The organism is Vibrio agarivorans (assembly GCF_030409635.1).
In the GTDB taxonomy this organism is placed as follows: domain Bacteria; phylum Pseudomonadota; class Gammaproteobacteria; order Enterobacterales; family Vibrionaceae; genus Vibrio; species Vibrio agarivorans.
In genome coordinates, this window is the sequence record NZ_JAUFQF010000001.1 from 266285 (window position 1) to 278921 (window position 12637).

Here is a 12637-nt window from a genome sequence, read left to right on the forward strand (position 1 = left end):
ATGTCAGTAAGTTAGACTCTTATCTCTTTCTGTGCATTCGGTTTGACTCCGATCAATACTCATTCTTCTCATAAGATTTATTGACGTCAGATTGATAAAAAGACTTAAATTTGGAATTTAGTGTAAACGTTTCCACTAACGTGAGGAGAATCACAAACCGATCTCTAATTGTTGGCTAGAATCATAATCAATGAATTGGGAGACTAACATGAACGTATTAGTAACAGGCGGTATGGGCTACATCGGCAGCCACACTTGTGTCCAAATGATTGAAGCCGGCATGGAGCCGATCATTGTTGATAACCTATGCAATGCAAAATCAGAAGTATTAAATCGCATTGAAGCCTTAACAGGTAAACGACCAACCTTCTTTGAAGGTGATATTCGTGATGAGGCATTTTTAGACGGTGTTTTCCAACAACATGATATTGGTGCAGTGATTCATTTCGCTGGATTAAAAGCGGTTGGAGAATCGGTAGCAAAGCCGCTTGAGTACTACGATAACAATGTGAACGGTTCTTTAGTGTTAGCACGTTGCATGCGCAAAGCGGGTGTGAAGAGCATTGTATTTAGCTCTTCGGCAACGGTTTACGGTGACCCAGAGATTGTGCCAATCACGGAAGACTCACCAACGGGTGCGACAACAAACCCATATGGTCGCAGTAAATACATGGTAGAGCAGTGTTTGTCTGACTTGTTTAATGCTGAAGACGATTGGAGCATTACACTATTACGTTACTTTAACCCAGTTGGCGCACATCCTTCGGGGACAATGGGGGAAGACCCTCAAGGTATCCCAAACAACCTAATGCCATTTATTGCGCAAGTTGCCGTTGGTCGCCGCGAAAAACTGGCTGTTTTTGGTAACGATTACCCTACACCAGATGGTACGGGTGTGCGTGACTACATTCATGTCATGGATCTGGCCGATGGCCATATTGCTGCTCTGAAATCAGTGGGTGAAAAGAGTGGTTTACACATTTTCAACTTAGGAACAGGTAAAGGCTCAAGCGTATTAGAAATGGTTGGCGCGTTTAGTGAAGCGTGTGGTCATGATGTGGCATACGAGATTTGTCCACGTCGTCCGGGTGATATTGCAGAGTGCTGGGCAAGTACGGACAAAGCCGAGCGTGTATTGGGTTGGAAAGCCACTCGCACAATCGCGGCAATGACGCAGGATACTTGGAACTGGCAGTCGAAAAATCCACAAGGTTACTAATAAGATTTACATTTAAAGATTTAGAGAAAGAGCAATGGCAAACACAGAATTTAACCCAGTGGATCACCCACACCGTCGTTATAACCCGCTTACGGGTCAATGGATTTTAGTCTCTCCGCACCGCGCAAAGCGTCCTTGGAGTGGTCAAGACGAGAAACCATCAACAGAGCAGTTGCCAAGTTACGATGGTAAGTGTTTCTTATGCCCAACCAATGAGCGTATCTCTGGTGATGTGAACCCGGATTACCAAGGCACTTACGTGTTTAAAAATGACTTTGCTGCGTTGATGACGGATTCTCCCGATGCGCCTGAGTCAGATAACCCGCTGTTCAAAACACAAGGTGTACGTGGTTTAAGTCGAGTGATCTGTTTTTCTCCTGATCATAGCAAAACACTTCCAGAACTGCCTGTCGATAAGATTCGTGGAGTCATCGATACGTGGGACGAGCAGATCGAAGAGTTAGGTAAAGAGTACGTTTGGGTTCAGGCATTTGAGAACAAGGGCGAAACAATGGGGTGTTCGCAGCCTCACCCGCATGGCCAAATCTGGGCGAACAGCTTCTTACCCAATGAGATTGAGCGTAAAGAGAAACACCTTAAAGCGTACTTCGAAGAAAACGGAACCAACCTGCTGGTGGATTACGTACAAGCTGAAATTAAAGATGGCTCGCGCATTGTAGTTGAGACTGAGCATTGGGTTGCGGTGGTTCCATACTGGGCAGCATGGCCGTTTGAAACCATGTTGTTGCCGAAAACCCACATTCGCCGTATGAGTGAATTAACCGATGAGCAGCGTGATGACTTAGCTGTTGCAATCAAGAAGCTAACGAGCCGTTATGACAACTTGTTCCAGTGTTCATTCCCTTATTCTATGGGATGGCACTACGCACCTTTCTTTGAAGAGGGCACGGACATCGATCATTGGCAGCTTCATGCACTCTTTTACCCACCGCTATTGCGTAGCGCTTCAGTTCGTAAGTTTATGGTGGGTTACGAGATGTTAGCTGAATCGCAGCGTGATCTTACTGCCGAGCAAGCGGCGCAGCGTCTGCGTGACTTAAGCGATGTTCATTACAAAGAACAATAACGAATTTCTAGCCTTGCAGTAGCAAGGCTACTTACCCATTTTTTTAATACGAGTTTATTGGGGACGAGAAAATGTCTGAATTAGTCCAAAAAGTGAAAGCCTCTTTCGAGTCGGTATTAGGTTACGCGCCGACACACTTTATTCAAGCGCCGGGTCGTGTAAACCTAATTGGTGAGCACACGGACTACAACGATGGTTTTGTTTTACCTTGTGCGATTAACTATCAAACGGTAGTAGCTGCCGCTAAACGAGATGACAACCTAGTGCGTTTGGTCTCAGTTGATTACAACGACGCGACAGATGAATTTGATTTGACCAAAGAGATCGAATTTCAACAAGACAAGATGTGGGCGAACTACATCCGTGGTGTAGTTAAGTGTCTAAAAGAAAGCAATTTTGAGTTTGGTGGCTTTGATTTATCTGTAAGTGGTAATGTTCCACAGGGTGCAGGTCTAAGTTCTTCAGCGGCGCTAGAAGTTGTTATTGGACAGACAATTAAAGAGCTGTTCAATCTCGATATTACACAAGCGGAAATTGCGCTGAACGGCCAGCAGGCAGAAAATGAGTTTGTAGGCTGTAATTGCGGAATCATGGACCAAATGATCTCTGCAGAAGGACGTAAGAACCATGCATTGCTACTCGATTGTCGCTACCTAAAGACAGAAGCCGTTTCAATGCCGGAAGATATGTCTGTCGTGATCATCAACTCAAATAAGAAGCGTGGTTTGGTTGACAGCGAATACAACACACGTCGTGAACAGTGTGAAGAAGCGGCACGTATCTTCGGTGTAGAAGCATTGCGCGATGTTACTTTTGCACAGTTCAAAGAGCGCGAAGCAGAGCTAGAGCCAATGGTAGCCAAAAGAGCGCGCCACGTTATCACTGAGAATGATCGTACACTTGAAGCAGCAGAAGCTTTACGTAATCACGACATGAAACGCATGGGTGAATTGATGGCGGAATCACACGCCTCTATGCGTGATGATTTTGAAATCACGGTGCCAGAAATTGATACTCTGGTGGACATCGTTAAGGCTGTCATCGGCGAGCAAGGCGGCGTACGTATGACAGGCGGCGGTTTTGGCGGCTGCATCGTCGCACTGGTTCCACCAGCGCTAGTGAGTGATGTTAAAGCAACGGTAGAGCGTGAATATCAAGCGCAAACAGGCCTGAAAGAAGACATTTATGTTTGTCAGGCGAAAGATGGCGCAGGTTTGATTGCGTAATATCGCCCTGTATATTGGTTGATAAGGTGGTTTTAATGTAAGCCCATTCTCATGAAGTATTGAGAGTGGGCTTTTTGTTTTATGTTGAGGTTTATTGCGCGAGTGATGGGAAAACAAAGCGGTATTGATTATTTAGCAAATGTTCACTTAATCGATACAGCGCAATGACCGGTGCTCATTCGCTACAGGTGTTGAGGAACCTGGCGAGCTAATCTCGGTGAGGGTTGGATGTTGAGTTTAAAGAGCCCGCGTGATGCGGGCTCTGATTCTGCAAGTTTGAAACTATTGGTATCGACGCTTGTACATAGAGCTGTGCAAGCGTTTAGCCGCTTCAACCATCGGTTCATAAGGTGTATCTGCGATAGAGACAAAACCAACATTGTAGTTTTCACCATCGTAGGAGCGACCAGTGATCGGTGAGTCTATATATTGGAACCAGTGAGCCCCTACAAAATAAGGGTTATCAATAACAGAGTGCATGTAGGCTTCATACATTTCACCGCGCTCTTGTTGATTGCCTGCTGTTACCAGGCCTGGGTGATATAGGCCGGTGTCTTTCGAACCGATGTGGAACTCACCGATGATACTGGGCATGTCCACCTCGGATAAAAAGCTCCATGGCTGAGGATGTAAACCTTCTTTGTAGTAGTTGTAACTGATGACGTCACAGTATTTTGCAGCTGCGCGCACGACGTCTGGTGTCATGCCCCAGTCTGCAAATCGGCAGCCTAAATATAGGTGATTAGGCAGTTGTGCTTTGAGTGCTTCACGAACCACTTTGAAGTACTGCGAGGCGTAAGCTTCTAGCAAGATACCGTAGTCTTCCAATTGAGCCTCATTGTGAGCAAGCCCTTTTACACCTTGACTTAGTGCTTCCCAAGAAGCGATATTGGTTCCCCAACGAGCATTAAGTACTGCAATATCGCCGTATTTCTCTGTTAGCACTTTCATAAACTCGGCTTTGGTTGGCGACTCTTGTGCATCACGGCTAAGGGTATGAATCGCGATACCGTGTTGACCTTCGATGGTGCCCATTCGCCCCCAGCTTTTTTCATTGTCGATAAAGATACCGACACACCATGGGGTATCATTGATTTCTGCGCGAACTTGTTTGACCGTCGCTTCTGCACGTTCTTTGAATACTGAGTCAAATGGGTCAGGCAGTGGAGACCAGAAGTCATCGCCGCTACTGACGGTTTTAAAGTTGCCGATGATCCAACCATTGGCAAAGAACGGGACTTTCTCATTGGAATAGAACTCTGGCGCGGTCCAGTTGCCGAGAGAGGTGAAGCCCCAGTTGAGCATACGGTCCATCGTGACCTCACGCCATTGTTGCATATAATCTTTGCCATACTTGCGTTGAAGGTTTGCAGCATAGAAGCTAAAAGTTTCACCTTGGTCTAGCGCACCTTCAAAGTTTTCGCGCATGTAAGCATAGTGTTCACCAAGCTCTTCTTCATATGTGGGTAGCCACTGGAAACAATTACGGCGCACATCGCTGCCCACGAATGCCGTTTGTTTCGCTTCCATAGATACTTCAAACTTTTCAATCGAGTCTTCCGGAGTGAGATCATCTGGAGAGCGCTGCTCGACTTTACTGTGGTCATAGTCGACACCAGTTTGTGTGTATGAGTTAGCTAGGCGAATGATGTCAATGCCTGTCGCGAAGTAAGGGTAGCCGTCAGGATCAACCAGCGACCATTTCCCATCGATTTTCTCGGTACGATAAAAACCAGTCACTTCGTAACGCTTACCTTCTTTATAACCACCAAATCGAGAGCGATCAGGCATCGCCCCTTCTTTTAGTTGCTGCAGCTCTTTGGTTGTAAAGTCAGCGAGCTCTTGATCAGTGTGTACCTTTTCAGGGTACTCAAAACCAGCATTTTGGCCGTAACGGTCAATTATGTTAGACAGGTAGTGCGGATTTATTTCGGGACTAAGCATCAAACGGAAGTTCGACAACTCCAGTTCATGGTCGATTAGAGTGCCATGAATACTGAGTTCAATTTGCACGATGTCAGAGAGGTCGATGTTCATCAAACCCCACATCCAAGTTGCGTAGACGAATGGACTGCCCCAAGGGGCTGGATTTGAGCGGAAGCCAGAGAAATAGTTGGTGTTGCCTTTTAAATATTCTCCCTTAAGTTCCACCAGATAACTATTTTCGGTTTCTCCGGTTACGTTGACACAGCGGCTGTGCATCTGTCCCTTGGAATCAAAGATATTGATAAACACTTGTGTAGAGCGAGATCTCAGGTTGTGAGCGTCAAATGCAAAACAAAATTCAGGCATTTGGCTCCAGTCCCATTTTTCACCTTGTGTCGGCTCGATAAACACTGACGTGTACATATTCTTTGCGCTATGGCAGTGGATCCTTAGCCTGCTGTCTTCTGTCATCGAAGCATCAATATTGTTGAAGCGAAATGTTGATGGTGGTGTGTTAGTGGAGAAATCGAACAAAGCGACGGAGCGATCGTGCTCTGAATGTTTCACCACATCGTGAATAGTTGGTATCATTCTTATACTCTCAGATAAAACAAAATTTGATTTACTGTAAAACCAAAAAAGCTTTTTGTTAACCAATTTTGATTTTGGTACTACCAATTATTGATCGGACTCCCACAATTTGTCTGTTTTCGAGACGTTTTCAGAGATTCATGCTGATTTTAGCGGCGCGGTTTCTGTGTGGCACTTTGCTTGTCGTACAAATAGTTAGTAAAAATGCGATCTACCGTGCTTTGCGCACTATTGGTACACTGATACAATAAAACCAATTAACGAATAAAGAGCGCCTAGTAGACCGCAGGTCTGGCAACAAGGTTAGGGTACTGAAGTATGCAAAAAACAACAAAGCGTCGTTACTACGATATCGGCCTACAAATCGAGGAACTACTCTATTCAGGCGTTTTTAAGGCAGGGGAGAGGTTGCCTTCTGAACGTGAATTGAGTGAACGATTTGAAACCAGCCGTGCCACCATTCGTGAAGCAATCATAATGCTTGAACTCAAGGGCTTGGTGGTCGTTCGTCAAGGAGCTGGAATCTACTTTATTGATTCACCAGAGAAAATTACGTCTCGCACTATTGTCCCACACAATGATGTTGGTCCGTTCGAATTGCTGCAAGCGCGTCAAATAATAGAAAGTAATATCGCGGGTTTTGCTGCTACTCAAATAAAAATCAATGAGTTAAGAGATCTAAAACGCGTACTTCAAGAGCAAGAAAAAGAGCTTGATGGAGACAGTGAACGCTTTGAAGAGCTTGACCGTCAGTTCCATACTTTAATTGCAGAATCAACGCAAAACCGTGTTTTAATCAACCAAGCAAGTGAAATGTGGCGCAGTGTGCGTACCCAAAATCCATTGTGGAAAGCGCTTAATGACAAGTATTTGCACGAGATTGCGTTAAAAACCACTTGGCTTGAAGACCATAAGAAAATCTTCATGGCGCTGCAAAAACGTAATCCAGAAGAAGCCAAGCAAGCTGTTTGGGACCACATTGAAAACAGTAAACAGGAACTGCTTAAAATTGCCAGCTCAGACAATATTGAGGCCGATCTCGATGACTATTTCTAGAAATCTAAGTCACTTTTGTCATGCTATTCAGGCTCCGTGACCACGGAGCCTTTACTTTATCCGCTTTATCAATACTCATTTTTCATTAGTTTGTGATACGCAAGTCACATAAATACAAACGTAAACTCGGAAATCTGCAATCTCAATCACTTTAAATTGGTTAACCGTGGTGTAGCATTTGCGCTGTTGTTACGGTTATTGGTCGACCAATCATTTTTAATTTTTTAAGTGTAAGTGGTGAGTAAGCATGAAAACCGACTCTAATCGCATTGCGATGGGCAAAGTTTGCTTAATGTATTTTTTCTACAATTTCTTTTGGTCTCTCAGTTCTGGATCACTGTTTTCTGTCTGGCTCAACGATAAGGTTGGTATTGATGGCTCACAAATCGGTGTGCTATTTGGTCTACAAACAGGCATTGCTGTGCTCTTTAAGCCGGGCTTTGGCTACATCCTAGATAAACTAGGGTTAAAAAAGCATCTCGTTATTTTTATCTCTTTGCTTAGTATCTTAATTGGGCCATTTTACATTTATGTGTATGGACCGTTACTCGCGAATGACGCCACTTTTGTCTTCGGTATTATCGCGGGCTCTCTCTATTTAGGTATGCTGTTCCAAGCAGGAAGTGGTGTTATCGCCTCTTACAGTGATCGTTTTGCACGTTGTCACGACAATGACTTTGGGTTAGTGAATGGCTTTGGTATCGCAGCTTGGGGTCTATCGGCTATCCTCGCTGGCTATTTGTATAACATTGACCCTGACTTAATCTTTGTTGCTTGTAGTGTTTCGGCCGTCTTGATGTTGCTTTGCGTTATGCTGCTTCGCGTTAAGCACCTAGACAATGTCGACAATGATGTAGTGTCAGCACAGAAGATTACAAAAGTTGATGTGATGAAACTGTTCAAAAACCCCAAGTTCTGGGCGTTTATGACCTATGCTGCGACCATCTCAGTGGTGTTCTGGACATCAATGAGTCAGTTTACCCGTTATTTCATTACCTTCTTCCCAACTCAAGAAGAGGGGATCACGTTTAGCTCAAACATGGATGGTATTACAGCGGTATTCTTGTTCGCGTTTAGTGCAAGTGTCCCATTTATCATCCGTCGAATTGGTGCAAAAGGGAGCTTGATTCTTACTGCCGCCGGTATCACAAGCTTTATGTTGTTAATCGGCTTTGCTGGCCTTGGTGAAGAGAAGAACCTTTATATGGCAGTTGTCGCAAAACTGTTATTCGGCATTGTTAATCCACTTCTGATTGTCTCTGTGTTTGCCTACATTGCGGAACAGTTTGATAAGAAAGTGAACTCGTTTACCTACATGTTTGGGTTCCAAACCGTGAACAACCTCATGACGGCAATTGCTGCCCCGGTTATGGGCACCATGTATGACAGTCATGGTTTCGCATGGAGCTATATCTACTTTGGCTTATTTGCTGCGGCGTCAACACTGATTGCGATGGTGACGTTAAGCTCTAAGAAGTCGACCAACAGAGAGCCAGAGCTGGAACCAGCAACCGCCTAACTGAATATTGGAAAACATAGGGACTATTATCGTGTTATTTGGCAATGTAGAGAAACTATTGTTGGTTGGATATATCCATCCAATGATGAAAAAATTGATTCAAGAAGCTTGGGTCGTTGCTCAAGATGAAACAAAACAAGATGGGAAGTATGACTTGTCTCAACCAGGGGCATTCGTAGTACTCGCCACAGCGGAGACAGAACTAACTTCTGCACGCAAAGCAGAGTTCCATAAAGACTATATTGATGTGCAGATTGTTACGCATGGTACTGAAAAACTGGGTTACTCTTACGAGTTGCCTGATGAATTGCTAGCGTTAGAGCAACTTGAGAATGATGTGGCGTTCATGGATGAAGTAGCAAAAGAGCAGTTTGTTTGCTTAAACTCAGGGGATTTTGCTGTGTTCTACCCGAATCAAGTTCACAGGCCACTTTGTGCGGTTGAACAGCCTGCCGAGGTTAGCAAAGCTATCGTTAAGATCCCTCGTACCTTGCTGGTATAATGTCCAAAGCAGCCATAACGATGAAATCTCTCGCTAAATGCGGGAGATTTTTGCTTTTATGACTAGAAGTGCCAACAACGCATAGGGTATTAGGGGCAACTCTGATAGAATCGCGCGCCTTATAAAGCAATCACGGTATAGTGTGTAACACTGCTATATTGTAATAGCGATTTGTATAGCGCTCAGCTTAACATTCGCCGCCAACCTCATATTAGGATCTCGTTATGATGACAGATGAAGAACGAATTGAATTACAGCAAAATAATCCACTACACGGCTTAAAGTTAGAGACGTTGTTACAAGATTTGGTGGACTATTATGGCTGGGACATTCTGGATGCAGCACTGCGCTTTAACTGTTTTCACACCAATCCATCGGTTGCGAGTAGCGTCAAATATCTTAAAAAAACCGAGTGGGCGAGAGAGAAGGTCGAGAACTTTTACCTTTATCGCTTCAAACGTATGCCGCGCGCATCTGAAGATGAGTACAACCTGCCTCCACGCGCTCGTACGTTTCCACACGGTTTAAAACCTAAAGAGCCTATGGAACTGACGGTCGATTCGATTTTGAAATCACAGGCTAAGGCAGCCTCAGCATTTAAAGACCGTCAATCACGCGGTCGAGGCCCTCGTCGATAGCAATTTGTCTATATAGATTGACTTGAAGATTAAAAAACGAGCTGGTGAGCTCGTTTTTTATTATCAGCAGATATCAGTAACCTCTCGCCCATCCTGCAGTATTTCTTCTATTTCAGCACCATCGAGCATCTGACCAAGCGGAGATTGAGGCGTGATAACGACGATCTTATCTTCTTCAAGTTTATACCCTCCACACACCGGTAAGAACCAACAAGTCATGCCGCCAGATAGAGAGACTATCGCGCCTAACTTAATCTCATCATCTTGGTTAAAGTCTTGAAGGGGTAATGCTTTTAAACGGTTGATGGTCACGTCAAAATCAGCCACACGCTGTGATTGCCCATGAGCAAGGTAAGCCGCTTCAAGCCCTACAGTGTCATATTGTGTCTCTGCGACACTCTGTTCGTGTGTTGCAAGATCGTGTGCAGTATCAGCAGCATCTAAAGCGTTTTGGCGCTGAGTGTATAAAAGGCCCAGGAGTTTCTCGCGAAGTCGCTCTTTATTTAACATGGTATCAACGTGGTTGAATTTGAAAGGGCGTATTTTAACGGAATTGAGAGGGTAGTGCGAGTTACTGCCAGCACAGAGTGTGCCGGCAGTCCGTGGTTTACAGAAGGTTATGCGAGTTTCAGCGCATGCTCTTCGAGATACAGCACCATATCTTCTATGGTGAGTACAGGCATGTTATGCAGTTTACCGAAAGCGATGATCTCGGGCGTTTTACTCATTGTGCCATCAGGGTTAGTCAGTTCACATAAAACGCCGGCAGGTTGCAGGCCAGCCATGCGCATCAAGTCGATGGTACCCTCAGTATGCCCACGGCGAGTTAATACACCGCCTTTGCGTGCGCGTAATGGGAATACATGGCCAGGACGGGCTAGATCAGAAGCGACTGCGTCAGGGTTTGCAGCGGTTTTAATTGTTGTGACACGATCTTGGGCCGAAACACCGGTTGTCACGCCGACTTTTGCTTCAATTGAAATCGTGAAAGCCGTTTGGTTAGCACTGTTGTTGTTGCTTACCATTGGGGTCAGTTCAAGTTTGTCGGCTTGCTCTTCTGGCAGGCATAGGCAAACAATGCCGCTACACTCTCGGATCATCAGCGCCATTTGTTGATTGGTGAGGTGTTCGACAGAATAGATGATATCGCCTTCATTCTCGCGATCTTCATCATCAAGAAGAAGAACGCCACGGCCTTCTCTTAGTGCTGTCAGTGCGTTATTTACACGGGTGATTGGGTTGCCAAACTCGGCAAGTAGTGATGACTGATTCATGGTGTACTCCAAAACTAATACCAGAATCAGGGCATGTATGAGTACTGACAATAAACGCCAGTTAAACGAAAAGCGTGTCAGCCAATGGCTGCCACGTGTATTCATTCTCTCTCATCCGGACTATGACCGTCGGCTCTGGGTTTACACCAGATCTGCTGACCTCGACGAATCGAGCGCTCGCGGGCTCATCTATAATTAGATTTACCGCCGGTGGGGAATTTCGCCCCGCCCTGAGAATAAAAATTATGTTCAAATTGCTTTAATCTAAACCTAAAAGGCGCCTACCTCTTGGTAAACGCCTCTGCATTCTAACGCTCAAGGCTTGGAAAGCAATAGAGCGAACACTCCGTGAACACTCCGTGAACACTCCGTGAGCACTTCGTGAGCACTCAAATAGTGATTATGAGACTTTAAGTTGCCGTAGCGTTACTCATTTCGTGTTATCGCACACAAGGCAACCCGCAATTGACCAACTCGGTGGCGCAGGGTCATAACGTTGTCGGTATAGGTATCATCAAAGTTCATAGACCGTTGGGTTAACAACTCGAACTGCACGCGTAATGATTCCAAGCAGAGTCGAGTGCGTTTGTTACTTGCTCTGAGAATAGAACGATGGAATTGGTTCGGGCCGTTATGGGCTTTGAGATCATGACGAATGGTGTTTAGGTGGATTAACTGACTGTCTATGTCTCCGAGAATACGATGAATTTGCTGCTCTCTTTGGCGTTCATCGATAGGGTCGAGAAAGTTAGTGGAGAAAATGTCATCAAGCAACAGATTTAAAGGTGAAAGTTCAGCATTCAACGTGTTCATATCGGTCCTCATCAGGTGAAAAGCACCCCATGTGCTCTTTTGGTTATGCCTAGCCGTTATTCGTGTGCGTTTTATGCATTTCTTTTCAAATTAGGTTAGAAGGGTATTGTGGAAAATGTAAGCCATTAATGTGACTTTATCCCCCTTTCTTTGATATGAAACAGTTTGTTAAATTCATATGACATGCCTGTATGCGGTTGCTAGTCACAATTATGGTCAGTGATGTAAGTGCATAAACGACAAGACAAAATGTGTTTGGTAATCTGAATCTATTTGCCTACTTATCTAACCTTTGAGAGTGAAACCTTAATGACTAAAGTCTATTTTATCTGTGGTTTTATTGGTTCTGGTAAATCCACCTATGCTGCAAAACTGACACGCGACCTTGGCGCTTTTTGTTTTACTCCAGATGAATGGATGATTCCGTTATTTGGTGAACACATGGAGCGTGAAGTGTTTGACGCTCGAATGTCTGCGCTTACGGAGCTATTCGACCGCTGCGCAGAAAGGCTTTTAGAGTTAGGTATTCCCGTTGTGTTTGATTATGGGTATTGGAATCGCCCAGAGCGCGATAAAGCGAGAGATTGGGCGAAGCAGAGAGGTATTGATTTTGAAATGATTTATCTCGATGTCGACTTTGCTACTTGTCAGTCAAGAGCCTTTGCCCGCAATGAAATTCGTGGCGAGCAATCTTATGAGATGACGCCGGAAATGCTGGAGCTATTTTGGTCTTGGTTCGAAGCCCCAGCCAGTGATGAAGAGTGCACTCGATTAGAAAATATGTAG

12 protein-coding genes and 1 riboswitch are annotated in these 12637 nt (G+C 44.9%); of the genes, 8 read left to right on the forward strand and 4 right to left on the reverse strand.

The annotated features are described in order from the left end of the window. Positions 1-208 precede the first annotated feature (208 nt). The 3 genes from galE to galK all read left to right on the forward strand — a co-directional run bounded on the left by galE (position 209) and on the right by galK (position 3532). A complete protein-coding gene (gene galE / locus QWZ05_RS01180) occupies positions 209-1219 on the forward strand; it encodes a UDP-glucose 4-epimerase GalE (protein WP_264875699.1) in 1011 nt (336 codons plus the stop codon). A 34-nt stretch (positions 1220-1253) separates the two neighbouring features. Then, positions 1254-2306, forward strand: coding sequence for a UDP-glucose--hexose-1-phosphate uridylyltransferase (locus tag QWZ05_RS01185; RefSeq protein WP_264875698.1), 1053 nt, complete (start codon positions 1254-1256; stop codon positions 2304-2306). A 71-nt stretch (positions 2307-2377) separates the two neighbouring features. Continuing rightward, a complete protein-coding gene (galK, locus tag QWZ05_RS01190; protein ID WP_264875697.1) occupies positions 2378-3532 on the forward strand; it encodes a galactokinase in 1155 nt (384 codons plus the stop codon). Between the two features lie 282 nt (positions 3533-3814). Here galK and QWZ05_RS01195 read toward each other — a convergent pair whose 3' ends face one another. Then, positions 3815-6049, reverse strand: a complete 2235-nt coding sequence (locus QWZ05_RS01195) for a beta-galactosidase (protein WP_290296042.1) — start codon at positions 6047-6049, stop codon at positions 3815-3817. A gap of 318 nt (positions 6050-6367) precedes the next feature. Between QWZ05_RS01195 and QWZ05_RS01200 the strand changes: the two genes are divergently transcribed. The 4 genes from QWZ05_RS01200 to QWZ05_RS01215 all read left to right on the forward strand — a co-directional run bounded on the left by QWZ05_RS01200 (position 6368) and on the right by QWZ05_RS01215 (position 9764). Next, a complete protein-coding gene (locus tag QWZ05_RS01200; protein WP_290296044.1) occupies positions 6368-7105 on the forward strand; it encodes an FCD domain-containing protein in 738 nt (245 codons plus the stop codon). A 247-nt stretch (positions 7106-7352) separates the two neighbouring features. Beyond that, entirely contained in the window at positions 7353-8624 is a 1272-nt protein-coding gene (locus tag QWZ05_RS01205; RefSeq protein WP_264875694.1) for an oligosaccharide MFS transporter, read from the forward strand. A 31-nt stretch (positions 8625-8655) separates the two neighbouring features. Continuing rightward, positions 8656-9126, forward strand: coding sequence for a NanQ anomerase/TabA/YiaL family protein (locus tag QWZ05_RS01210; protein ID WP_290296047.1), 471 nt, complete (start codon positions 8656-8658; stop codon positions 9124-9126). A 224-nt stretch (positions 9127-9350) separates the two neighbouring features. Next, positions 9351-9764: a VF530 family protein gene (locus tag QWZ05_RS01215; protein WP_264875692.1), complete on the forward strand. Its 414-nt coding sequence runs from the start codon at positions 9351-9353 to the stop codon at positions 9762-9764. A 63-nt stretch (positions 9765-9827) separates the two neighbouring features. On the opposite strand, the gene QWZ05_RS01220 is transcribed toward QWZ05_RS01215, so the two are convergent. The 3 genes from QWZ05_RS01220 to QWZ05_RS01230 form a co-directional block, all read right to left on the reverse strand. Beyond that, positions 9828-10274 carry a hypothetical protein gene (locus QWZ05_RS01220; RefSeq protein WP_264875691.1) on the reverse strand — a complete coding sequence of 149 codons (447 nt, stop codon included), beginning with the start codon at positions 10272-10274 and terminating at the stop codon, positions 9828-9830. Between the two features lie 107 nt (positions 10275-10381). Further along, the gene (gene ribB / locus QWZ05_RS01225; protein ID WP_290297091.1) at positions 10382-11038 is read right to left on the reverse strand and encodes a 3,4-dihydroxy-2-butanone-4-phosphate synthase; all 657 of its coding nucleotides are present in this window, start codon (positions 11036-11038) and stop codon (positions 10382-10384) included. A gap of 99 nt (positions 11039-11137) precedes the next feature. Next, positions 11138-11280: riboswitch (FMN riboswitch) on the reverse strand. A 184-nt stretch (positions 11281-11464) separates the two neighbouring features. Further along, positions 11465-11851 (reverse strand): hypothetical protein, encoded by a 387-nt coding sequence (locus tag QWZ05_RS01230; protein WP_264875690.1) that lies wholly within the window; start codon positions 11849-11851, stop codon positions 11465-11467. A 309-nt stretch (positions 11852-12160) separates the two neighbouring features. On the opposite strand from QWZ05_RS01230, the gene QWZ05_RS01235 reads away from it, so the two are divergent. Further along, positions 12161-12637, forward strand: a complete 477-nt coding sequence (locus QWZ05_RS01235) for a P-loop nucleotide/nucleoside kinase family protein (RefSeq protein ID WP_264875689.1) — start codon at positions 12161-12163, stop codon at positions 12635-12637.

Bases quoted from the DNA above. Each gene is read 5' to 3' on its own strand.
- galE (WP_264875699.1), top strand. From the start codon at position 209: ATGAACGTATTAGTAACAGGCGGTATGGGCTACATCGGCAGCCACACT.
- QWZ05_RS01185 (WP_264875698.1), top strand. From the start codon at position 1,254: ATGGCAAACACAGAATTTAACCCAGTGGATCACCCACACCGTCGTTAT.
- galK (WP_264875697.1), top strand. From the start codon at position 2,378: ATGTCTGAATTAGTCCAAAAAGTGAAAGCCTCTTTCGAGTCGGTATTA.
- QWZ05_RS01195 (WP_290296042.1), bottom strand. From the start codon at position 6,049: ATGATACCAACTATTCACGATGTGGTGAAACATTCAGAGCACGATCGC.
- QWZ05_RS01200 (WP_290296044.1), top strand. From the start codon at position 6,368: ATGCAAAAAACAACAAAGCGTCGTTACTACGATATCGGCCTACAAATC.
- QWZ05_RS01205 (WP_264875694.1), top strand. From the start codon at position 7,353: ATGAAAACCGACTCTAATCGCATTGCGATGGGCAAAGTTTGCTTAATG.
- QWZ05_RS01215 (WP_264875692.1), top strand. From the start codon at position 9,351: ATGATGACAGATGAAGAACGAATTGAATTACAGCAAAATAATCCACTA.
- QWZ05_RS01220 (WP_264875691.1), bottom strand. From the start codon at position 10,274: ATGTTAAATAAAGAGCGACTTCGCGAGAAACTCCTGGGCCTTTTATAC.
- ribB (WP_290297091.1), bottom strand. From the start codon at position 11,038: ATGAATCAGTCATCACTACTTGCCGAGTTTGGCAACCCAATCACCCGT.
- QWZ05_RS01230 (WP_264875690.1), bottom strand. From the start codon at position 11,851: ATGAACACGTTGAATGCTGAACTTTCACCTTTAAATCTGTTGCTTGAT.
- QWZ05_RS01235 (WP_264875689.1), top strand. From the start codon at position 12,161: ATGACTAAAGTCTATTTTATCTGTGGTTTTATTGGTTCTGGTAAATCC.